The sequence below is a fragment of the Flavobacterium franklandianum genome (genome assembly GCF_007097365.1).
Taxonomy (GTDB): Bacteria; Bacteroidota; Bacteroidia; order Flavobacteriales; family Flavobacteriaceae; genus Flavobacterium; species Flavobacterium franklandianum.
Window position 1 is genome coordinate 104,412 of sequence record NZ_VJZR01000001.1, and the last position, 23,528, is coordinate 127,939.

The 23,528-nt window shown below is 33.4% G+C and carries 23 protein-coding genes; 15 read left to right on the forward strand and 8 right to left on the reverse strand.

The window, feature by feature from the left end; translation table 11 throughout:
* Positions 1-67: 67 nt before the first annotated feature.
* Together FNW17_RS00500 and FNW17_RS00505 are read right to left on the reverse strand one after the other, a co-directional pair.
* Entirely contained in the window at positions 68-2,056 is a 1,989-nt protein-coding gene (locus FNW17_RS00500; RefSeq protein ID WP_143390439.1) for a LysM peptidoglycan-binding domain-containing protein, read from the reverse strand.
* A gap of 107 nt (positions 2,057-2,163) precedes the next feature.
* Positions 2,164-3,351 (reverse strand): phosphoglycerate kinase, encoded by a 1,188-nt coding sequence (locus FNW17_RS00505; RefSeq protein ID WP_143390438.1) that lies wholly within the window; start codon positions 3,349-3,351, stop codon positions 2,164-2,166.
* A gap of 893 nt (positions 3,352-4,244) precedes the next feature.
* Here FNW17_RS00505 and FNW17_RS00510 point away from each other — a divergent pair.
* The 11 genes from FNW17_RS00510 (at position 4,245) to FNW17_RS00560 (ending at position 12,105) form a co-directional block, all read left to right on the forward strand.
* On the forward strand, positions 4,245-5,390 hold the full coding sequence (locus FNW17_RS00510) for a DNA polymerase III subunit (protein ID WP_143390437.1): 1,146 nt from the start codon (positions 4,245-4,247) through the stop codon (positions 5,388-5,390).
* Positions 5,391-5,394: 4 nt separating this feature from the next.
* Positions 5,395-5,778, forward strand: a complete 384-nt coding sequence (locus tag FNW17_RS00515) for a DoxX family membrane protein (RefSeq protein WP_143390436.1) — start codon at positions 5,395-5,397, stop codon at positions 5,776-5,778.
* A 170-nt stretch (positions 5,779-5,948) separates the two neighbouring features.
* Positions 5,949-6,458 (forward strand): acyl-CoA thioesterase, encoded by a 510-nt coding sequence (locus tag FNW17_RS00520; protein ID WP_143390435.1) that lies wholly within the window; start codon positions 5,949-5,951, stop codon positions 6,456-6,458.
* 89 nt (positions 6,459-6,547) lie between these two features.
* Positions 6,548-6,886, forward strand: coding sequence for a type II toxin-antitoxin system RelE/ParE family toxin (locus FNW17_RS00525; protein ID WP_143390434.1), 339 nt, complete (start codon positions 6,548-6,550; stop codon positions 6,884-6,886).
* Positions 6,876-7,190 carry a helix-turn-helix domain-containing protein gene (locus FNW17_RS00530; RefSeq protein WP_235892962.1) on the forward strand — a complete coding sequence of 105 codons (315 nt, stop codon included), beginning with the start codon at positions 6,876-6,878 and terminating at the stop codon, positions 7,188-7,190. Before FNW17_RS00525 ends, FNW17_RS00530 begins: the two co-directional genes overlap by 11 nt.
* A 145-nt stretch (positions 7,191-7,335) precedes the next feature.
* On the forward strand, positions 7,336-7,635 hold the full coding sequence (locus tag FNW17_RS00535) for a nucleotidyltransferase family protein (RefSeq protein ID WP_143390433.1): 300 nt from the start codon (positions 7,336-7,338) through the stop codon (positions 7,633-7,635).
* Complete coding sequence (locus tag FNW17_RS00540) at positions 7,628-8,341, forward strand: GNAT family N-acetyltransferase (RefSeq protein WP_144070624.1); 714 nt, start codon at positions 7,628-7,630, stop codon at positions 8,339-8,341. The genes FNW17_RS00535 and FNW17_RS00540 overlap by 8 nt, the downstream gene beginning before the upstream one ends.
* Positions 8,342-8,547: 206 nt before the next feature.
* Positions 8,548-9,552, forward strand: coding sequence for a recombinase RecA (recA, locus tag FNW17_RS00545; RefSeq protein ID WP_143390502.1), 1,005 nt, complete (start codon positions 8,548-8,550; stop codon positions 9,550-9,552).
* A 190-nt stretch (positions 9,553-9,742) separates the two neighbouring features.
* Entirely contained in the window at positions 9,743-10,153 is a 411-nt protein-coding gene (locus FNW17_RS00550; RefSeq protein ID WP_144070625.1) for a hypothetical protein, read from the forward strand.
* Positions 10,154-10,165: 12 nt separating this feature from the next.
* The gene (locus tag FNW17_RS00555) at positions 10,166-10,708 is read left to right on the forward strand and encodes an RNA polymerase sigma factor (RefSeq protein WP_143390430.1); all 543 of its coding nucleotides are present in this window, start codon (positions 10,166-10,168) and stop codon (positions 10,706-10,708) included.
* Positions 10,705-12,105: a hypothetical protein gene (locus FNW17_RS00560; RefSeq protein WP_144070626.1), complete on the forward strand. Its 1,401-nt coding sequence runs from the start codon at positions 10,705-10,707 to the stop codon at positions 12,103-12,105. Before FNW17_RS00555 ends, FNW17_RS00560 begins: the two co-directional genes overlap by 4 nt.
* Before the next feature lie 50 nt (positions 12,106-12,155).
* Here FNW17_RS00560 and FNW17_RS00565 read toward each other — a convergent pair whose 3' ends face one another.
* Complete coding sequence (locus tag FNW17_RS00565) at positions 12,156-12,896, reverse strand: lysophospholipid acyltransferase family protein (protein ID WP_143390428.1); 741 nt, start codon at positions 12,894-12,896, stop codon at positions 12,156-12,158.
* Positions 12,897-13,071: 175 nt separating this feature from the next.
* On the opposite strand from FNW17_RS00565, the gene trpS reads away from it, so the two are divergent.
* A complete protein-coding gene (trpS, locus tag FNW17_RS00570) occupies positions 13,072-14,043 on the forward strand; it encodes a tryptophan--tRNA ligase (protein WP_143390427.1) in 972 nt (323 codons plus the stop codon).
* Positions 14,044-14,190: 147 nt separating this feature from the next.
* Here the strand turns inward: trpS and dprA are convergent, their stop codons facing one another.
* Positions 14,191-15,291: a DNA-processing protein DprA gene (dprA, locus tag FNW17_RS00575; RefSeq protein WP_144070790.1), complete on the reverse strand. Its 1,101-nt coding sequence runs from the start codon at positions 15,289-15,291 to the stop codon at positions 14,191-14,193.
* 102 nt (positions 15,292-15,393) lie between these two features.
* Here dprA and FNW17_RS00580 point away from each other — a divergent pair, with 102 nt between their 5' ends.
* Complete coding sequence (locus tag FNW17_RS00580; RefSeq protein WP_143390425.1) at positions 15,394-16,341, forward strand: HU domain-containing protein; 948 nt, start codon at positions 15,394-15,396, stop codon at positions 16,339-16,341.
* A gap of 42 nt (positions 16,342-16,383) precedes the next feature.
* Here FNW17_RS00580 and FNW17_RS00585 read toward each other — a convergent pair whose 3' ends face one another.
* Positions 16,384-18,651: a helix-turn-helix domain-containing protein gene (locus tag FNW17_RS00585; protein WP_144070627.1), complete on the reverse strand. Its 2,268-nt coding sequence runs from the start codon at positions 18,649-18,651 to the stop codon at positions 16,384-16,386.
* Positions 18,652-18,949: 298 nt separating this feature from the next.
* Here FNW17_RS00585 and FNW17_RS00590 point away from each other — a divergent pair, with 298 nt between their 5' ends.
* Entirely contained in the window at positions 18,950-19,408 is a 459-nt protein-coding gene (locus tag FNW17_RS00590) for a fasciclin domain-containing protein (RefSeq protein ID WP_185965251.1), read from the forward strand.
* Between the two features lie 5 nt (positions 19,409-19,413).
* Entirely contained in the window at positions 19,414-19,467 is a 54-nt protein-coding gene (locus tag FNW17_RS16715) for a hypothetical protein (protein WP_317129763.1), read from the forward strand.
* 83 nt (positions 19,468-19,550) lie between these two features.
* Here FNW17_RS16715 and FNW17_RS00595 read toward each other — a convergent pair whose 3' ends face one another.
* From FNW17_RS00595 to mnmG, 3 genes are all read right to left on the reverse strand, one after another.
* Entirely contained in the window at positions 19,551-20,114 is a 564-nt protein-coding gene (locus FNW17_RS00595) for an OmpH family outer membrane protein (RefSeq protein ID WP_143390422.1), read from the reverse strand.
* A 280-nt stretch (positions 20,115-20,394) separates the two neighbouring features.
* A complete protein-coding gene (locus tag FNW17_RS00600) occupies positions 20,395-21,255 on the reverse strand; it encodes a class I SAM-dependent methyltransferase (RefSeq protein ID WP_144070628.1) in 861 nt (286 codons plus the stop codon).
* A gap of 147 nt (positions 21,256-21,402) precedes the next feature.
* Positions 21,403-23,274, reverse strand: coding sequence for a tRNA uridine-5-carboxymethylaminomethyl(34) synthesis enzyme MnmG (gene mnmG / locus FNW17_RS00605; RefSeq protein WP_144070629.1), 1,872 nt, complete (start codon positions 23,272-23,274; stop codon positions 21,403-21,405).
* Positions 23,275-23,528 lie beyond the last annotated feature (254 nt).

Here is a 23,528-nt window from a genome sequence, read left to right on the forward strand (position 1 = left end):
ATAAAATGATACCATTCAAAAAAAATGATGTCAATATAAAAACCCAAATGTATAGAAGATTATTGTATTATCCGTTAATTTTTAGTTTCATTCCTGGTTTCAATTCTTTGCCTTTTATATCATTCCATTTTTCAATATCTGAAATACTTACTCCAGGATATTTTTTTGAAATACTATACAAAGAATCTCCTTTTTTTACTAAATAATTGTTGCTTTTACTTTTTGAAGTCGCAGCTAAACTTTCTTTTTTGCTGAATGTGTTAGCAACACCATTGTTCTCTATAGCAACTTCGCTTTTGGCAACAATCAAAGAACTTCCCATTGCAATAGTGTTGTTTTCCAAGATATTCCATTGTTTCAAATCATCTACAGAACTACCGAATTTTTTGGCAATGTTTCCAAGATTGTCACCTTTTTTAACGATATATTCAACATTTTCTGTCTTCGTTGTAGAAGCAATTATTTCCTTCTCATTTACTTCTTTTTGAGTCACTTGCAAAGACATCCCCAATTGAATTGGAGCATTTGAAAGGTGGTTCCATTCTTTGATTTCGGCAACCGAAACGTTGTTCTTTTTAGCAATACTACTTAAATTATCTCCTTTTTGAACTACATATAAAGAAGCTACCGAGGTTGACAAAGTATCGGTTTTAATATCTACCGAAACATCGTTGGATTTGGATTCTTTTTTTACCGTTTGTACAACACTTTCGTTGGAAATTATTTTCAAACTTTTCCCGCTAGTTAGCATACTCCCTTTAAGTCTATTCCATTTTTTGATATCAGAAACTGTTACGCTATATTTATCGGCAATTTCACTTAAATTATCGCCACGTTTTACGGTGTAATATTTAGTTTTTGGATGTGTAACCCGTTGCGTTGAATAATTCATTGTGTCATTCAAGACAATCGCTTTTTGAACCTGAAAAGGTTTTTCACGAAAATCCAAATCACGTTGTAGATAAGCATAAATTTTGTCTTCGTTTGAGACAAAAACGGAAATTTTTTCCTTTGGTAATCTTAAAAAATGATCCTGATCTCCATAAACTGGAATCACATTCATTTTATAAGAAGGGTTCAAAAGTTGTAATTGTGCCACGGGAACATTGAGCAAATCGGATATTTGTTTGAACGACATTTGCTTTTTAATCATAATTGTATCCGTAGCAAAATGTTGTACTAAAGCTCTTTCTGGCTTAATTCCGTGTTCATTATGGTATTCATAAATGTACATAGTCGCTAAAAAAGCAGGGACATACCCTTGAGTTTCTTTAGGAAGGTTTTTTCTAATATTCCAATAATTTTGTTGACCTCCAGAACGACGAATGGCTTTAGCAACATTGCCTGGGCCAGAATTATAAGAAGCCAAAACCAAATCCCAATCGCCAAAAATGCCATACATTTTACTCATATATTGGGCAGCGGCTTCACTGGATTTTAATGGGTCGCTACGTTCGTCAACATAGGAATCTATTTTTAAATTGTATTGTTTTCCTGTTTGATACATAAACTGCCATAATCCTGTTGCGCCCATTCTAGAAACGGCTTTTGGATTCAAAGCAGATTCTACAATAGCCAAATATTTGATCTCTAAGGGTACATTTTGTTTGGCCAAAGCTTCTTCAAACATTGGAAAATAATATTCTGAAATAGCCATCAATCGGCCAAAAGATTTTTTTCGGTTCTTTAAAAAAGACTTAATAATATTTTCTAAACCGGGGTTGTATTCGATATTAAAAGGGGATTTTGCATCCATTTCAGCCAATCTTTGCTTGAGCAATTCGGTAGGCAATTCATAATCGACTTTTTCGTCGATATTGATGTTTTTTATATCGTCGGAAATAGCAGCAAATAAATCGAGATTTGTTAATTCCTTCAACCAAAGACTGTCAACACAAGAAGCGAGGTCGTCTTTTACAAAAGTTTTTTTGATGGAATCTAAATAGAAGTTTTGAGTTTCTGTTTTTGTAATCGTTTTATTTTCAGTGTATTTCTGCGAAAACGATTGAATTGAAAAAAACAAAAAAAGGAGTGGGGCTATATTTTTTATCTTCATATTTTTTAATCAACATATTAGCAACAAACAATTATAAAAAATTGTTTGTTGCTAATTTAATACGTTAAAACTATAATTTTTAGTAAATATTGTTAAAAACGTGTTTTTTAGTCCAAAATAGCAGCAATTCCGGGTAAAATCCTACCTTCTAGCATCTCCAACATTGCTCCTCCTCCAGTAGAAACGTAACTTACTTTGTCTTCAAAGCCAAATTGTTTCACAGCAGCAACTGAATCTCCACCACCTACAAGTGAGAAAGCTCCGTTGGCAGTAGCTTCAGCAATATATTCACCCAGTGCAATAGTTCCTTTGGCAAAACTTTCCATTTCAAATACTCCTAGAGGTCCATTCCAAAGAATAGTTTTAGACTCTAAAATTACTTTTTTGAATGCTTCTAATGATTTTGGTCCAGCATCAAGTCCTTCCCATCCATCAGGAATTTCGCGAACATCAACGATTTTTGTGTTGGCTGTATTCGAAAAATCATCCGCAGCAACAACATCAACAGGAATGTGGATTTGGACTCCTTTCTCTTTAGCTAATCTCAAGATTTCTAATGCCAATTCTTGTTTGTCATCCTCACAAATAGAATTACCGACTTTTCCGCCCAAGGCTTTCACGAAAGTAAAAGTCATTCCTCCGCCAATAATCATATGATCTACTTTATCCAAAATGTTTTCGATAACCGTGATTTTAGAAGATACTTTTGAACCTCCTAGAACTGCTGTTACTGGTTTTTGAGAATCTTTCAAAACCTTATTCAAGCTTTCGATTTCTTTGGCCATTAATAATCCAAAACATTTTTCAGTTGGAAAAAACTGTGCGATTATGGTGGTCGAAGCGTGGGCTCTGTGAGCAGTTCCGAATGCGTCGTTTACATAAATATCTCCAAATGAAGCTAATTCTTTTGCAAAATCGACGTCTCCAGCTTCTTCTTCTTTATAAAAACGTAAATTTTCTAATAATAAAATTTGTCCTGGTTTTAAATTTGCTACCGCTTTTTCAGCTTCTGCACCAATACAATCTGGCGAAAAATAAACTATTTGACCCAAAATTTCTGTAGCCTTTTTTACAATATGACCCAATGAATATTTTCTATCTACTCCTTTTGGTCTTCCCAAATGTGACATCAAAATTACACTTCCACCATCGGCAAGAATTTTGTCTATTGTAGGTTTTGCAGCTTCAATACGAGTAGCATCAGTTACATTAAAATTTTCGTCTAAAGGAACGTTAAAATCAACACGGATTATGGCTTTTTTATTTTTGAAATCGAAATCGTTAATAGTTTTCATTAGATATTATTTTTAGTATTATTTAATTATTTTGAAAGAAAAACAAATATATAACTTTTCAGGAACTTAAAAATAAGAATAGTTTAAAAATTAGCGTAACACATTAGCGAAAACGTTGTAAAATTAAATAATTGTTCCGTTTTTGAATATCAATTAAAATATCAATACTTTTATTAATTCTGAATTTAGAATCAATCCTTGATTTAGAAACTTAAAAACAAACTATGACACACTCCTTTTTTAAATGAGTTAGAAGCCATATATATATATGTATATATATATATAGCAATTATTTTGTTTTTTTTCAATGCTTACCGCGATTTAGATAGGCTACAAAATAGGCCTTAAAAAAACGAATTCAAAAAGGACTTTAATGCGTATTTAAATTCTCGAAAAAACTATTATATTTTAGAGAATGACGAAGTAAAACTGACTGCCTCATTGAAACAATCGGCTGCTAAAAGCTACAAATTATGGAGTTGAGTTACTTTTATGCAAAAGAAAAAAGATTACTTTATTCAGTCGATTATGATGCTGCCAGCTTTGAACGAGGTGTTTGATAGTGCCTCGAAATCGAATATGGTTTTGAATTCTAAAGTTCCCAAAACTATTTTTATTAATTGTTTGCTTTTTTGATAATAATTTCTTTTTTAATTGGCTATAATTTGGGTTTAGAGAAAAATAATAAACACCAAATTTATAACTGGTTTTTGTTTTCTAATCTGCATTGTCATTTTCATTACTTTGGATATAGATCAACCAAGACGAGTTCTGATTAAACTAGATACTAAATATCTCTGCTGCAAAAATTGAATCAAAAATAAAAAGATTTACTCTGATTTCATCACAAGAAACCTTTGCAGTTTTGAGACTTTTTATTCTATATTTGCCTTATGCAGTTTTCAGAAATTTTAGGGCAGGAACACATCAAAAATCATTTGACAAGAAGTGCTAATTTAGGTAGAATTCCCCACGCTCAGTTATTTGTAGGTCCCGAAGGATGTGGTACTTTACCAATGGCAATTGCCTATGCGCAATACATTTTGTGCAACAATCAAAACGGAGAAAATTCAGGTGTCAATGAAAGTTGCAATCTTAAATTCCAAAAAATTGCGCATCCCGATTTGCATTTTGTGTATCCAACTGTAAGCACAGATGACGTTAAAACAAAACCCAAAAGCATTGATTTCATTGGGGATTGGAGAGAATTTATAATTCAAAATCCTTACGGAGGTTTGTTCGATTGGTATTCCGTTTTGGGGGTTCAAAACAAACAAGGCGAAATCCGGGTTGATGATGCCCAAGAAATTTTGAAATCATTAGCTTTAAAATCCTACGAGGGCGGTTATAAAATTATGATTATTTGGATGGCTGATAAAATGAATACCGCCGCTTCCAACAAATTATTAAAATTACTCGAAGAACCACCCGAAAAAACAGTTTTTATCCTCATTTCCGAAAACGAGGAAGACATCATCCAAACGATTCGTTCGCGTTGTCAGGTTTTGCATTTCATTGGATTGAGCGAAAATGTGATTAGCGAAGCCTTGGTTTCTCGCGAAAATATGGAACCAAAACTAGCCACAAAAATAGCGCATCAAGCACAAGGAAATTATAGCAAAGCTTTGCATTTGCTCTTGGACGACAGCGAAGAATTCCCATTCGAGCAATGGTTCGTGGTTTGGGTTCGTGCTGCTTTTAGAGCTAAAAAAGACGCAGGAGCGATTGCTGATTTAATTCAATGGAGCGAACAAATAGCAGCTTTAGGGAGAGAAACCCAAAAGAAATTCTTGCAATATTGCATCGATATTTTCCGTCAAGGATTAATGCAAAATTATGAGGCAAACGATTTAGTCTATTTCGAGCCTAATGCTGATTTTAAATTTAAAAGTTTTGCGCCTTTTGTAAACGGCAACAACATCCACGAAATATTTCAGGAATTGTCCGATGCGATTTATCACATTGAGCGTAACGGAAATGCCAAAATAATCCTGACCGATTTATCTATAAAACTCACTCGTTTAATCCACAAAAAATAAGAATATGAACAACGCTGCCTCCATTTTACTTTTGGCTTTTTTGGCTATTACTTTTATTCAATCTGGCTATGACAAACTGTTTTATTGGAAAGACAATCTCGATTGGTTAAAAGAACATTTTGCCAAAACCCAGTTGAAAAATTTGGTTCGTCTTGCCTTGCTGAATATTCTAATTTTAGAATTAATCTCGGGGATTTTATGTGTTGTGGGCGGTATTGAATTGTTCGTAAGCAACGGAAGAACCTTTGGTTTGTATGGCGCTGTTTTTTCGAGTATCACTTTATTGATGCTGCTTTTTGGACAACGATTGGCCAAAGATTATGACGGTGCCAGAACCATTGTAATTTACTTTATTCCGGCCGTGATGGCGGTTTTATTGTTGAGTTAAAGACCTTTAAAGTTTACCATATTAGGAATATAAGGTCAATTAAGGCTAGACAACTTAGTTCTTAATGTGTTATTTACTCTATATAAACCCGTAATTTTACTCAAAAAAACTATTTATTACAACAAACTTAAATGACCTTATATTTCTTATATGGTTAAAAAACATAAAAAATGACTTCAAAACATCCTTCTGAATCCTTGACGATATTGACCGATATGGTTTTACCAAGTGAAACCAATGCTTTGCATAATCTTTTTGGTGGCGAATTATTGGCTCGAATGGATCGTGCTGCCAGTATTTCGGCGGGAAGACATTCGCGCAGAATTGCTGTAACCGTTTCGGTAAACCACGTGGCTTTCAACAAAGCCATTCCGTTGGGAAGTGTTGTTATTATTGAAGCAAAAGTATCCAGAGCCTTCAAAACTTCAATGGAAATTTACCTTGACGTTTGGATCGAAGAACGAGAATCTGGCGAAAGAATAAAGTCTAATGAAGCCATTTATACTTTCGTGGCGGTAGATGAAAATGGAAAACCTGTTGAAGTTCCGCACATCATTCCCGAAACCAAACTGGAACAGCACCGTTTTGATGACGCTTTGCGAAGAAAACAATTGAGTTTGGTTTTGGCTGGAAAATTGAATCCTCACGATGCTACAGAATTGAAGGCGTTGTTTGTGTGAAACACGCCAAAACATTACAACTTTCCGAATATTTCAAAAAACAAATAACAAAATGCTTATTGTGTTCCATAATTAGTTAACTTTGCTTAATGGAAAAAATCAGACAAATTCATTTTTACAAAAATCACTTCGAAGATTTCTTTGAAAAGCAAACCGAAAAAGTGAAAAACAAAATTGATGAAGTCCTATTTTTAATAACTGTAATTGAAAGAGTTCCAAGAAAATTCCTGAAACACATAGAGGGAACCGATGCTCTTTATGAAGTTAGAGTAGAACTTGGCAGTAATATTTATAGAATATTTTGCTGTTTTGACGACGGACGTTTGGTGGTATTGTTTAACGGTTTTCAAAAGAAAACACAAAAGACACCAAAATCTGAAATTGATAAAGCAGAGAAATTAAAATCTGAATATTTTAATGAAAAATAAAATGGAAACAAAGATAAAAAACACAACTACATTCGAAGAACATCTTGACAAGCGTTATGGAGAAGTTGGCTCTATTAAACGTGCCGAATTTGAAATTAAAGCAAAAGCATTTTCAATTGGTGAAATGATTAAAGAAGAAAGGCTTCTAGCTCATTTAACTCAAGAACAGCTTGCTGAAAAAACGGGAACTAAAAAAAGTTTTATCTCCAGAATTGAAAACGGACATAGCGATATTCAACTTTCAACACTTTATAAACTTTTAGAAATTGGACTTGGAAAAAAAGTGACTTTTTCCTTTAAATAAAAAACACCTTTTTTGTGTTGGCCGGAAAATTGAATCCTCACGATGCTACAGAATTGAAGGCGTTGTTTATATGAAATGATTTAGAACTTAATATAAAATAGAATCTAACTTATTTTATGTATTTTTGAAGATACATTTCACAAAAATGAACCTAATAGAAAGACTAAATAAAGATATCTTGGTTTTATGCAAAACGCATAAGGTTAAATCTTTGTATGCTTTTGGCTCAGTTTTAACGGATAAATTTAACGCTGAAAGTGATGTCGATTTAATAGTCGATTTTGAACCCATAGACGTTTTAGAATATGGCGACAATTATTATGACCTTAAATTTTCGCTCGAAAATATTCTAAAAAGAAACGTTGACTTATTAGAAGAAAAAGCACTCAAAAACCCCTATTTTAGAAAAACAGTAAATCAAAACAAAAAATTGATTTATGGATAGCGCTCTTAAAGTTAAATTTGATATTGAAAAAAGTGAGTTAGATGAAATTGAAAATTGGCTAAAAAAAGAATTACTAACTTCCAAAAACGGCTTTTATCACAATTGGACTTTGATTATAAAATCATATTCTGAAAAAAGAATGGCAATTCTAAAAAAAGAAAAAAATGTAATTGGATATTTAATTTGGAGTATTGGAGATATTTATGTTGAAATAGATATTTTTGAAATTAAACCAGTCTTTCGAAAAAAAGGAATTGGAAAATATTTTATAAATGAAATTTCGAGATATTTCAAAAAGAATAATTTTTTAGCACTAAAATTGTTTTGTGAACCAAAGGAATCAGAAGCATTTTGGAAAAAAACGGGATTTATAAAGTTTCCTGAAAGAGGATATTCAGAATCTGAATTGACATTTTTCAAACCATTGATAATAGTAAATAAATCACAAACAAATGTTGACGAAAATAACAAATTAGAATTATGGAACCTAGAACCTTATAAGGTTAAAGATTCAAAACCTAAATGGGTTTGGAACATAGATCAAAGTAATTTCATACCAATATTACATCCTTGTAATTCAAACTGGAATATTCGTTGGACAAAAAACGGAAAAATAGTAAAAGAAGATAAGGTTAAATATTTTACAAACAAAGATAACCAAATTGAATTCAGTCAATTTATTTACATTGAAAAGCTAATAGAATAACGTTAATATTTTAAATAATTACCAACCTAAAATAACCCAAAATATTCCCCTTGCCACTTCCAAAAAAAGAAGTATTTTTACAAAAAGATAAGTACAAAAAAAAAATGAAACGCCCAGTAAGATTACCTTTGAAAAACAGGTATATAGGCATTCCATCTTCCGATAAAAAAATAGTATAAACACAGATGAAAGAAAAGGTAAAAGAGATGAGTTCAGAAAAAGAAGCCAAATTAAAAGCACTACAGCTTACACTTGACAAGCTGGATAAAACTTACGGAAAAGGCACCGTAATGAAAATGGGCGACAAAGCCATTGTAGAAGTAGAAACTATTTCTTCTGGATCTTTGGGAATCGATTTGGCCTTGGGAGTTGGTGGTTATCCTAGAGGAAGAGTGATTGAAATATACGGTCCAGAATCTTCAGGAAAAACAACCTTGACCTTGCACGCCATTGCCGAAGCTCAAAAAGCAGGCGGAATCGCTGCTTTTATAGATGCAGAACACGCTTTCGATAGAAATTATGCCGAAAAATTAGGCGTTGATATCGAAAACTTAATCATATCACAACCAGACAACGGGGAACAAGCATTGGAAATTGCCGAGAACTTGATTCGTTCTGGAGCGATTGACATTGTAGTAATTGACTCTGTTGCTGCTTTGACTCCAAAAAGTGAAATCGAAGGTGAAATGGGAGATTCTAAAATGGGTCTTCACGCCCGTTTGATGTCTCAAGCCTTGAGAAAACTAACTGGAACTATCAGCAAAACCAATTGTACGGTATTCTTCATCAACCAGTTGAGAGAGAAAATTGGTGTTATGTTCGGAAATCCTGAAACGACTACAGGTGGAAACGCATTGAAGTTTTATGCTTCGGTTCGTTTGGATATTCGTCGTTCTACACAAATCAAAGATGGTGATAACGTTCTTGGAAACAGAACCAAAGTTAAAGTAGTGAAAAATAAAGTAGCTCCGCCATTTAAAGTAGCCGAATTTGATATTATGTACGGCGAAGGAATTTCGAAAACGGGTGAAATTTTAGATTTAGCTGTTGAATTCGAAATCATCAAAAAAGCGGGTTCTTGGTTTAGTTATGGCGAAACCAAATTAGGACAAGGTCGTGATGCTGTTAAAGGTTTAATTAAAGACAATCCAGAACTAGCAGACGAATTAGAAGCCAAAATCAAGGCTTTGATAAAAGAAAAAAACGCTTAATATTTTTAAGAAAATTATTAAATGCTCGGATATATTTTATCCGAGCATTTTTTTTTGTTTAATTTAATTTGATAAGTGCAATTGAAAGATTTTTTTTAACACTTATTTTAGAGCAATGACGCAACCTTTTTAATCCACTTTCATCTTATATAAAATGTTACGAAGTTATAAACCTAAAAAATGAAAAAAAATGAAAAAAATCCTATTCTTTTTAATTGTAATCACCTCTTTTTTAAGTTGTAGTCTTGATGATGACAGTCCAACTTATACTTATGAAATTCTACCTGTTGATAGCTATGTTGTACCTGCAAGTTTTACTTTAGGACAAACCTATGAAATAAAATTGAAGTACCAGAAACCAACTTCGTGTCATATTTATCAAGGTATTTATTATGAGAAAAACTTAAATACCAGAACAATTGCCGTACAAACTGCCGTACAAAACAATCAAGTTTGTACAATGGAAATTCCTCCTATTTCAGAAGTTTCATTTAACTTTATGGTTACCAATACTGGTTCTTATATCTTTAAATTTTACAAAGGCAAAGATACTGCTGGAGAAGATATTTTTGAAGACGTTGAGATTCCTGTAGTTCCATAAAAGAAAAAATCTGTGATATTAGAAAAGCTAATTAGTGAATGCCAAAAAAACCAACCCAAAGCTCAAGAACAATTGTATCGATTGTTTGAAAAAAAGTTTTTTGGTTTGTGTTTGAAATATTCATCTAGTTATGCCGATGCTCAAGATAATTTTCAAGAAGGATTCTTAATTATATTTCGAAAAATCAATCAATACAGCGGAAAAGGTTCTTTTGAAGGCTGGGCAAAAAGAATTCTAATTAACAACGCACTTCAAAAATACAAAGGAGTGCGTTTTATGGAAGTATTAACCGATAACATCCCCGATGTTGATTTAGAAATAGATGAAGAAGAAATATCTCTAGACTATTTAATGCAAATCATTCACGAACTCCCCGATCAGTACCGAATTGTTTTTAGTTTATATGTGTTAGATGATTATTCACATCAAGAAATTAGCGAAATGCTCTCCATTTCAACCGGTACAACTAAATCGAATCTGCATAGAGCTAGGCTAATCTTGAAAGAAAAAATTGAAAAAAAAACAGTGACTAATCTAAAAATATCGGCAAAATGAAAGAAAATAAAAATATAGACCGATTATTTCAAGAACAATTCAGAGGTTTTGAGGCTAGTCCGAACAATCAAGTTTGGCTGAATATTGAAGCTGAATTAAAAAAGGATAAAAAACGAAAAGTAATTCCGTTCTGGTTAAAATGCTCCGGAATAGCTGCGGCTTTTTTGCTTGGTTTATTCACTTTGAATACGAATCAACCTTTTCATCCGAAAACAGAAAACCATATTGTCTTAACCTCTAAAATTTCAAAAGAATCCTCTAATAAAAAACAAATTGTTAGCAATTCTAAAGATAATTCCAAGTCCAAAAAAGAAATAATTAATACTAATTTTTCAAAATCCATTACTAAAGATGAAAAAAATATTAACTCTTATGGTTCCTCAAAAGTCCTTGTTTACCAAAAAAAGAATCCTAATAATGCTGAAGTTTTTCTACCAAAAAGTAATTTGCCGTTAAAACAATTGGTAACAAATGAAAACAGCAATAATTACAGCTTATTAAATGCCGAGAAAAACAGCGTTACCAATTTAAATTCTTTAGCGAACACACCAAATCATAACCAAGAAAAAAAGGATTTCAAAGAGAAAGAAGGATCTACTAAAGAAGAATCAACAAATCCAGAAACGCCAAACGAATTAGAAGAAATTTTAAAAGCTAAATCTGCACAAAAAAATGCTGTAGCATCTAATTCTAAAAACAAATGGCTAATTACTCCAAACGTTGCCCCAGTGTATCTGAATGCAAATTCTGGTGGCTCTCCTATTGATGAACAACTGTCAGATTACGAAAAAAAATCAGACAAGAGTGTTAGTTTTGGTATAGGAATACAATATGCCGTCGGCAAAAAAACAGTAATTCGAACCGGAATTAATAAAGTAGTTCTAGGTTATAATACGAGTAATGTGTTGTATTCTACAGGATTAACTGCAAATAACTTGAGAAACATCGAATATTCTTCAAAAAATGCCGTCAAATTTGTAAATGAAGCAAATTATAGTTCATTGACAGCAACAGAAAAAGAAATACAAAGCACGAATACAGGCAATTTAAACCAAAAAATGGGCTATTATGAACTGCCAATGGAAGTTTCTTATGCAGTTTTAGACAAAAAATTTGGAATTAATCTAATTGGCGGATTCAGTACTTTATTCCTAAATGAAAATACCATTTCGTTGGAATCATCTCAATCAAATATTGTACTTGGCGAAGCAAAAAACTTGAGTCAAGTCCATTTTAGTTCAAATGTAGGTTTAGGATTTAAATACCAAATTACAAAATCCTTCCAAATTAATATTGAACCGATGGTTAAATATCAATTGAATACATTCTCAAATAACTCAGGCGACTTTAAACCACTATTTATCGGATTGTATTCTGGTATAAGCTATGGCTTTTAATAGGAATCGAAAGGTTTTTTTTCTAGTCGAAATGAATTATTTAGCTACTTTTATCTTCTAAAAACCTGCAATTGTTTGTGGATTATTTCCCAACATTGATCTTTAAGATTGTTTTTGTCTGCCAATGTTTTTCTTTCAGTTTCAACGAAAGAATGTACTTTTACTCTCATCAAACCAGGACTTCCACTCAGAAAAGTAAAGGAGAAACGTTCTTTGTTGTCGCCAAAAGTTATTGGAACAATTGGCAATTGGTGTTCGATAGCCAATCGGAATGCGCCGTCTTTAAAATGGTCTAAAAGTATCGTTTCATCATCTGAAACACCGCCTTCTGGGAAAATACAAATGCTGAGACCTTGATGGATTCTTTTATGGGCACGCTCAAAAACACCGTGTTTGCTTCTAGAATTGGATCTGTCGACCAAAATACAGGTTCGTTTGTAGAAAAATCCGAATATGGGAATTTTGACTAATTCTTTTTTACCAACAAAAACAAATGGTTTTCGAACCGTGACAAGCATCAACATTATATCCACCATCGAAGTGTGATTGGCGATAAACATATAACTTTTGCCTTCTTCAAGCTCCTGCTCTTTCTCGATTTTATAATAAAATCCCATCCCAAAAAGAATAAATTTGCCCCACATTCTCGCCATCTTAAAGAAATACGGATAGCCACTTTCTGTTAAAATAGACAAAACCAAAAAAGGAAACATAACTAAAATAGGAATGGCCATTAAAACACAAAACCAAACCCGCCAAATAGCCCGAAAAATAATTTTTATTCCTCTCATAGATTTCAAATTTACTTTTTTAACCCAAATATTGTGTTTTATTTTAAAAAAAATCTTAAATAATGTAATTTCTCTTCCGTTAAAATGATAAAAATAATATCTCAAAAGAAAGTAATACCGTGCTAATTCTTTATAAAAGCAGTAAATTTGAAAACTTTTTAAGTATAAAATTACAATGGCAAAAATACTCACTGGCGTTCAAAGTACAGGAACACCACATTTAGGAAACTTACTTGGCGCAATCATTCCCGCAATCGAATTATCGAATAATCCTGAAAACGAATCCTTTCTTTTCATTGCCGATTTGCATTCGATAACCCAAATAAAAGACGGAAAAACTTTAAGAGAAAATACCTATAGCACAGCAGCGGCCTGGCTTGCCTGTGGATTAGATGTCAATAAAGTGGTTTTTTACCGCCAGTCTGATGTGCCACAAACGGCTGAATTGTCTTGGTATTTGAGTTGTTTTTTTCCTTTCCAAAGATTGACACTAGCCCATTCTTTCAAAGACAAAGCGGATAGATTAGAAGACGTAAATGCCGGATTATTTTCCTATCCAATGTTGATGGCTGCCGATATTTTATTGTATGATGCCCAGTTAGTTCCCGTTGGAAAAGACCAATTGCAACACTTGGAAATCACTCGTGATGTGGCTTCGCGTTTCAATCACCAAATGGGCGAAACCTTTGTAATTCCTGAAGCCATAATACAAAAAGACAGCAAGTTGATTCCAGGAACCAATGGTGGAAAAATGAGTAAATCAGCCAATAATATCATTAATATTTTCTTGGACGACAAAGCCTTGCGCAAACAAGTAATGAGCATCGAAACCGATAGCACTCCGCTTGAAGCCCCTAAAAATCCAGACACTTGCAATGCTTTTGCCATTTATTCTTTATTGGCTACATCAGAACAACTCGACGCAATGAAAACCAACTATTTGGGTGGAAATTACGGTTACGGTCACGCCAAACAAGCCTTGTTTGAACTGATTGTGGAAAAATTTAAAACCGAAAGAGAGAAATACAATTACTATATAAACAACCTCACAGAAGTAGATGCTCTATTGAAAATTGGAGCCGAAAAAGCAGGAGTTGTTGCAAAAGGTGTTTTGGCAAGAGTTAGAGAAAAATTAGGATTTGAGTAAAAATATAATTAACCATATAAGGCATATAAGTTTATTTAAGACTGTAAATAAATTAGCTAAATGTTAATGGAATTTTTCAACAACTTATAGGAACTTATATGCCTTATATGGTTAAAAATTTAAAAAATGTTTAAATCTTAATTTCTATCAAATCGCCTCAAACAATTTCCCAGGAAGTGGCCTAATCACTCCTTTCAATTCCATATTCAATAACATTCCTGAGATTTTATAAATGGGAAAATCACAACGCAAGGCGATAATATCCATCAATTCTTTTCCGTTTTTTAGGAGGTAATCATATACTTTTTGTTCGTCATTTTCGAGTGTAACAAAAAGTTGTTTTTGAATGGGTTTTGTTTTGCTTTCAATATCCCAATTCAAGATATAAACCAAATCGGCAGCGCTGGTAAGGAGGTTTGCTTTTTGAGTTTTAATCAGGTTGTTGCAGCCTTGACTGTATTTGTCGGTTGTTCGACCGGGAACCGCAAAAACATCACGGTTGTAATCGTTAGCGATATTTGCGGTAATCAAAGATCCACCTCTTTCAGCTGATTCGATGACAATAGTAGCTTCAGAAATTCCGGCTACAATACGATTTCTGCGTACAAAGTTTTCCTTTTCAGGATTAGACGAACTCCAAAATTCGGTCATAAAACCCCCGTTTTGTTCTACTTTAGCAACGTATTTCTTGTGGGTTTTGGGGTAAATTTGGTTCAAACCGTGTGCCACAACTCCGATGGTTTGTAAATCGTGTTCCATCGCCAATTGATGGGCAAAAATATCGACACCATAGGCAAAACCACTAATGATTACAGGATCAAGCGGCGCCAAATCTTCTATCAATTTTCGGCAAAATTCCATTCCGTAGGACGTGATTTGTCGGGTTCCTACAATGCTTATTATTTTTTTGTTTTTTAGGTCAATTTTTCCAGATGTAAACAACAAAACGGGTCCATCGATGCAATGCTTCAGTCGATCTGGGTAATTTTCGTCTTGAAAATACGAAACCTTGATTTCATTTGATTTTATGAATTGAAGTTCCTGTTCCGCTTTTTCGAAAACGGTTTTGTCTTTTATATTTTTCAATAAAACGGATCCAATTCCATCAATGGCAGCCAATTGTGAAGATTTAGTTTTGAAAACTTCAACTGCACTTCCGCAATGATTTATTAGTTTTTTGGCCACAATATCGCCAACTCCTTCTACTTGCTGCAATGCCAATAAATGAAATAATTCTTGTTCAGTCATCATAATTATTTGAGGTTGAAATGTATAAAAATTTATGCGAATTGTTAATAAAAATTGTGAATAAAATTTTGATAACTATTTTCAATGTATAACTTTGTAACTATGAACATCGAACCCTACATCGCACAACTTTTATACCGTTACCAATGTGTAACCGTTCCTGGTTTCGGAGCTTTTTTGACTGAAATCCAGTCGGCTCAATTAATTGAAAGTTCCAATTCCTTTTTTCCTCCGAAGAAAATGATTTCTTTCAATGCTCATCTAAAAAACAACGATGGGTTATTGGCTAATCATATCGCACAAGCCGAAAAAACTTCTTATGAATATGCCATAAGCGCTATTCAATATGAGGTCTTCAATTGGAAAAAAGCGCTTCTTGAAAACGGATTATTCTCTATAAAAAACGTGGGGAATTTTTCGCTTAATGCCGATAAAAATTTGATTTTCACGCCTTATGACCAAACCAATTATTTAACTAATTCTTTTGGGCTGAGTGCCTTTGTTTCGCCATTGGTAAAACGAGAAATTTTCGAACAAAAAATCGAAGCTCTTGAAGAAAATGAAGTAATAGAATTTATTCCTGAAATAAGAAGAACAAGTGCCTATTTGAAATATGTCGCCATTTTTGTTCTTGGATTAGGCATTACAGTAGCTGTTGGTTATCCTGTTTACCAACAACAAATTGCTAATGAAACGATTATTGTAGAGCAATCAGTTCAAAAACAAGTTCAAAACAAAATTCAAGAAGCTACTTTCTTTATAGAAAATCCTGTTCCTGCCAGTCTTCCAGCCGTTACACTTACAGTAAAAGAACAAAAATTATCCTATCACATTATGGCAGGAGCTTTTAGAGAAGAGAAAAACGCACAAAAAGCATTTCAAAAACTTTCAAATGAAGGCTATAAAGCGCGTAGAATTCCACAAAATAAATATGGATTATTCCCTGTTCTTTATGGAAGTTACGCTACTTTTGCCGAAGCTGAAAAAGCCAGTCAGGAAATTCAAAAAACCGATAACCCTGATGCTTGGATTCTGATAGAATCGTTATAAAAAATGAAAGCCTGTTCGAGATGAACAGGCTTTTTTTTTGATTTAATTCAAACTAGCCTTGAACATTCTCAACTCTTCCCAAGTGAATTTATCGCCATATTTTTCTTTTAAAGGCGAAATTGATTCTTCTTTATAACCATAAAAAGCCTCGGTCAGTTCCTGGATTTTATCTTCGGGCAAAACATCATAGATGCTTATAACTTTTTCAATAATTAGCTTGGTTAAATGACTTAAAATGGTTTCTTCGGTAAACTTTCTAATCGCAGCAATTTCTTTAATTGTGTTCTTTTCGAGCCACAATTCATACGTTTCTTGAATAGTCGATTTCTTGGGTTCTTTCGTTTCTTTTTTCTTCTTGGTGTAGCGTTCTACATCAACTTCGTCTTCAATTAAAGTGACATTGATTTCCTTGAATTGACTTTGAATGGCTTCGGTTTTATGAGCAATGTATTTTTTAATCACTTCGGAGGTTAATTTTTCTTTCGAAATTGTTTCTCCTGACACCACGGTTTCAATCAATAATTTGGCTTTCATCAATCGCAAAACGGCCTTGGTTTGCAGTTCTTCCAAAACCATTAATTCATCATAAAAAGCTTTGGCTTTCTTGAGGCGTTTGACTTCTTCTACTTTCCAAAGAATTTCAAAAACCAAATCGTCCATTGGTTTGATAAAATAATTGTAAGCCGCTTGAAATCGCTCCGAAACGTGATTCAAATCGACTGTTTCCGTATTGAAAATTTTATTCAATTGCACAATAAATTTTTGAGATGGATCCAAAAGCCTGTCGATGGCTTCCAATTGTTTTGCAGCCCAATTGGCTTGTTTCGATTTAGTCGAAGCTTCGGAATTATCCAAATAACTAAACTTGTGATTCCGCCATTCTTGTGCCAATTCTGCCCAATCGAAACTATTTATCAAATAGTTATGGATAAAATTCTTGGTTTCAAAGTGCAACGAATTTTTCAATACCTCATCCGAAGCTTTGTTCAATGAATAATCCATCACATCTTGATCGTTCGAAATGCCATTCATTCTGAGCGGAGAAAGTAAAATTAAGCCGTTTAATGAACGTAAACGCGATAAAGCAACATACGCTTGCCCAGGAAGAAAAACCTGTGATACATCAAGCGCAGCTTTATCGAAAGTCAATCCTTGGCTTTTGTGAACCGTGATTGCCCAAGCTAATTTTATGGGATAATGAACAAAAGTCCCCAAAACCTCTTCCTCTATTTCCTTGGTCAATTCATCGACTTTGTAGCGAATGTTTTCCCATTCGTATTTTTCGACTTCGATCGTCAAATTTTCTTCTGGAAAATGAACTAGTATTTCCTTATTTGAAAGTGATTTGATGATGCCCATTTTGCCATTGAAATACTTTTTATCGAAAGACAAATCGTTTTTCACAAACATTACCTGTGCACCAACTTTCAATTTCAATTCCTCGTCAACAGGAAAAATTTTATCTGGAAAATCGCCCACAATTGATGGTTTGTAAACCACCAACTTTCCATCTAAATCTTCCAAAGCCTGAGCATTCATCGAATCGGCTTTGGCATTATGTGTGGTCAAAGTGATGTAGCCTTTGTTCGCTTTCAAATCGAAATCAGGTTTTACATATTGATTCAAAAATTGAACATCGGCAGCTGAAATTTCATTGTTTCGTAAATTGTTTAAAATCGAAATAAAAGTATCATCAGTTTGACGAAAAATCTTGGACAATTCAATATATAAAGGGGGATTTTGCTGAATGACGTGCGAATGGAAAAAGAATTTTCCCTTGTAATACGTTCGTAATGTTCGCCATTCTTCATCCCGAATTACAGGGGGCAACTGCAACAAATCTCCAATATACAAAACCTGAACACCTCCAAATGGACTGCTTTTTTTGCGAACGGTTTGCATCATAAAATCCATAGCGTCCAACAAATCGGCGCGAAGCATACTCACTTCGTCAATGATGAGCAACTCCATATTTCGAATTACCGATTTCTTTAAACCACTCATTTTGAAATGTCTGCGCAAAGTAGCTTTAGTTTCAAACTTGGTATTTTCCGAAAAATGTGGCGATGAAGTATCTGGAATAAATCCGCCGAAAGGCAACTGAAACATAGAATGAATCGTAACTCCGCCAGCATTTAAGGCAGCAATTCCGGTTGGTGCAACAACTACACAATTTTTATGTGTGGTCTGAATAATTTCACGAAGTAGTGTCGTTTTTCCAGTTCCCGCTTTCCCCGTAAGGAAAATAGAACGTTGGGTTTGATTGATAAATCTCAGGGTATAAACAGCGGCTTCGGAAATGGATTGCATAAGGCGTATTAAAAAAACAAATATAAAATATTGTTTGTCAATAGCGTGAAGAAGTGAGGACAAAACTTTTTAGCATTTATATATAAATTTATTTGGTATCAATCTATTTGACAACATAATGATGATTCAAGGTACCTCTTATAGCAATCCAAATACTATTTCACTTGATTTTCAACGAAATGTAATTGTTTAATAGAAATCAAACATCCTATAAATATTTGTTAAACTAAATTTCTCTTTGAATAAATAGCGCAGTTTTGTTTAATAAAATTTACAAAAAATTAAACAAAGTTAAATTATGAAATCTATTAAATTATTAGGTGTAATGTTTTTTACAACTTTAACATCCATTTCCGCATTTGCTCAAAATTCTAAAACAGTGGTTGAAAATACAATCGCGTCTAAAGATCATACCACATTGGTAGCTGCCATAACAGCAGCGGGATTAGTAGAAACTCTTTCGGGAAAAGGTCCATTTACCGTTTTTGCACCAACAAATACAGCTTTTGTAAAACTGCCGAAAGGAACTTTAGAATCCTTACTAAAACCAGAAAACAAGGCAACTTTGCAAGCAATTTTAACTTATCACGTAGTAGCAAGTAATTTAGACAGTAAAGCAGTCATTGCAGCTATTAAAGCTGGAAATGGTTCTGCAATATTGACCACAGTACAAGGCGGAAAATTGATTGGGTCAATCGATGGAAAGAATGTTATTCTAACAGATGAAAAAGCAACAAATCTAAAATTACAGCTGTAGACATTATATCGTCAAATGGTATAATTCACGTTATTGACACTGTTGTGTTGCCAAAATAAAAAATAATGAACTGTTAATTCAGTAAATTGCAAAAAAAACGTTTTCAAAATTTGAAAACGTTTTTTTGTTTTGCTTATGTCTATTACTTTTTAACTTCTTCTTTTACCGCAGGAACTTTGTATTTATCATTCAACAATTTGATAATATCTTTTGTAATGTCTAATTTATCTTCAGCATATAAAATACTGGCGTTAGAATCACCTGTTCCGTATATATAAGTGAAGCCTTTTTCTTTACCGTAGGCTTTGATGGTTTTTTTTACGTTTAAAACTAAACTGTCCATCTCAGTACCTCCTTCTTGTTGCAATTGTTGAGAAAGTGCTTGTTGAGCCTGAGCTAATTGTTGCTCTCGTTTTTGTAATTCAGCTCCTTTTTGTTGTGCCCAAGCTTGTCCATTGGCTTGTGCTTGTGCTTGAAAATTTTGAGCTTCTTGCTTAAATCTGTCTATTTCCGCTTGGAGTTGTCTTCCTTTCTCTTCTCCTTTTGCTTTATACTTGGCATCTAGATCTTTTGTGGCTGTATATTCTTTCATTAAAACCGAAGTGTCCACATAAGCTGTTTTTACTGCTGCAACTTCTGCTGCTTGTTTATTGCAAGAAACAATCGAAATTGCAATTGCAATAATTACTATTATTTTTTTACTCATCTTTTTAATATTTGTTTTTTGGTGTTCGTGAATTTTCAATTTCATTATTATTTTTTTTTCTAATTTTTAAAGATTGACAACAAAAATATAAAAAAATTAGTAGCATTGTTATAAAGTTCGAAAAATGCTACAATATTTATGATATAAGAATTTACTATTAAAACAACAAGTATAATAAACAATCGCTATTAGAAACGAATTTCACAGCTTTCGAATAAGCGATTTTGTAAAAAATCTGAATCATCTACTCCTTTGAACCAAAAACATCGCTTAAAATCGCTTAAAATGAGTTACGCTTGTTTTTCAGGATGTAAATGTGTGACGAATACTCAAAATCTTTCTTCGCTTTCCAATTTGACTGTAATCCTGTAAAAAACGCCTTGATGAAATTCATTTTCCCTGATTTGTATTTTTCAGAAAGCAAACTCACATAAAAGGAATCAAATTTCATTGGAAGCACTTTTTCTAATTTCATTTCTTCTTTTTCGAAAAGTATTTTTATGGCTGTTTTAGAAAAATGCCAAAAGTGAATTGGCACATCAAAAGCTGCCCAAAATTTTCCGTAGTGTTTTGCATCGAAAGATTTAAAATTGGGAACGGCAATAATTAATGTTCCTGTTGGTTTTAATAATCGTTTCAATTCTTTAATTTGTTTGTCCAAATCCGGAACGTGTTCTAAAACGTGCCACATCGAAATCACATCAAAAGAATGACTGTCCAATTCAGATGTTTCTTCTACAAATGAAACGCCTTTGCTTTTTGCAATTGCTTTCGCTCTGTCACTTGGCTCCACTCCTATTGTTTCCCAACCAGCATTTTTTGCCACAGACAAAAAATCTCCTGTTCCTGCTCCAATGTCCAAAATCCTTCCTTTTTGTGGTTGAAGTGAATTGATTAAATTCAGTTTATTTTTTAATGCAATGCCTTTAATAAAATGGTATAATTTTTCAAATAAAGATCTTTTGTTATCCGTATGGGAAATATAATCTTCACTTTCGTAATATTTACCCAAATTTTCTAAACTTGGTTGCGGATGTGTAATTAGCATATCCAAAGTTTCGTCATAATACAAATCGAAAGTTTCTTTCGAAACGGAATAATCTTTTACAATAAGAAAATGTTTTTGGTTTGAAATTTCCATTTTTAGTATTCAGTGGTCAGTTTTCAGTAATCAGCTTAGCACAGCTACCAAAAGGTTTATTTATAAATTTTAACAATAGTTTCACGTGGAACAATTATAATATTCAGTGGTCAGTTAGCTTCTGAAAACTGATTACTGAACACTTTCTCAACGTCCCATATAAATCAACAATACGGAAACATCACTTGGAGAAACTCCGCTTATTCTAGAAGCTTGAGAAATCGTTACAGGCCGAATCTTACTTAATTTCTGTCGTGCTTCAATCGACATCGATTTTATTTTATTATAATCGAAATTATCAGGGATTTTTACATCTTCTAAACGAGTCAATTTATTAGCGTTGTTTCTTTCCTTTTCGATGTAACCTGAATATTTAACCTGAATTTCGGCTTGTTCTAAAATTTCCTGATCCAAATCATTCTCTTCGATATAGGCCGCCACTTTTTCAAATTTGACAATATCTTCCAAATTGATTTGTGGACGAGAGAAGACTTTAAACATTTTATCTCCTTGAGTAATTAGAGCCGTATCCTTTGATTCCAAAATTGGATTGGCTTCAGCAACACTTACACTGGTCTCTTTAAAAAAAGCAACCATTTTTTCGGATTCATTCAACTTGTGCTCCATTCTGCGCAAACGCTTTTCAGAAGCCAATCCAATTTCATAAGACATTGGCGTTAATCTAAAATCGGCATTATCCTGACGCAATAAAGTTCGAAATTCTGCTCGAGAAGTAAACATTCTATAAGGTTCTTCCGTTCCTTTGGTAATTAAATCATCGATTAAAACTCCAATGTACGCTTCATCTCTTTTTAAAATAAGTGGTGATTTTTCTTGAACTTTCAATGCAGCATTAATTCCTGCCATTAATCCTTGAGAGGCCGCTTCTTCATATCCTGTCGTTCCATTTATTTGTCCGGCAAAATACAAACCTTCAACCAACTTTGTTTCCAAAGTATGTTTCAATTGTGTTGGAGGAAAATAATCATATTCGATTGCATATCCGGGACGGAAAAATTTCACCTTCTCGAATCCAACAACAGAACTCAAAGCTTTAAATTGAATGTCTTCAGGAAGGGAAGTAGAAAACCCATTAACATAAACCTCACAAGTTTTCCATCCTTCGGGTTCTACAAATAATTGGTGCCTTTCTTTATCTGCAAAACGATTAATTTTATCTTCAATAGACGGACAATATCTAGGTCCTAGTGATTGAATTCTTCCGTTGAACATTGGCGAACGATCAAAACCCTCTCTCAAAATATTGTGAACTTCAAGTGAAGTGTAGGTCATATGACAAGACCTTTGATGAATCAAAGGAGAAGTTATATCTGAATAAGAAAACTTATCCGGCTTTGCATCCCCTTTTTCTTCATTCATTTTAGAATAATCCAAAGAACGTCCATCAACCCGTGGAGGCGTTCCTGTTTTCATTCTTCCTGATTGAAATCCTGCATTGACTAAATCTTCGGTGATTCCATAAGCGGCACTTTCGCCCGCTCTACCTCCTCCGAATTGTTTTTCTCCAATATGAATCAAACCGTTAAGAAAAGTCCCATTCGTTAAAACAACTGATTTCGATTTAATCTCTATTCCAAGCGATGTTCGAACACCTTTTATTTTTCCGTTTTCGATAATCAAACCTTTGACCATCTCTTGGTAAAAATCAAGATTTGGAGTCCCCTCAAGCATCAATCTCCACTCTTCTGCAAAGCGCATTCGATCACTTTGAACTCTTGGAGACCACATCGCAGGCCCTTTGGATTTGTTCAACATCTTGAATTGAATTGCAGTATTGTCTGAAACAATTCCAGAGTATCCGCCAAGTGCGTCAATCTCACGAACGATTTGTCCTTTGGCAATTCCTCCCATTGCAGGATTGCAAGACATTTGCGCAATGTTTTGCAAACTCATTGTTACCAACAAAGTTTTCGAACCCAAATTGGCAGCAGCAGCAGCAGCTTCACAACCTGCGTGACCTGCTCCAACTACAATTACATCATACTCTTCTAGAAACATTTGATTTTAGATTTCAGATTAACGATTTTTGATTTTAGATTTACAATCCAATCTCATAATCTTTCTTGCATTATTTATTTTTTGTTCCACGTGAAACAAATGATTTTTTGATTCCAACATTCAATCGAAAATCAAAAGCAATTAAAGATTGTTCCACGTGAAACAAAAAATCTAATTAGAATAAGAAAAGAGAATGATAACTAAAAGATTGGATTCTTTACAAACAAATCTAAAATCAGCATTCGTTAATCTAC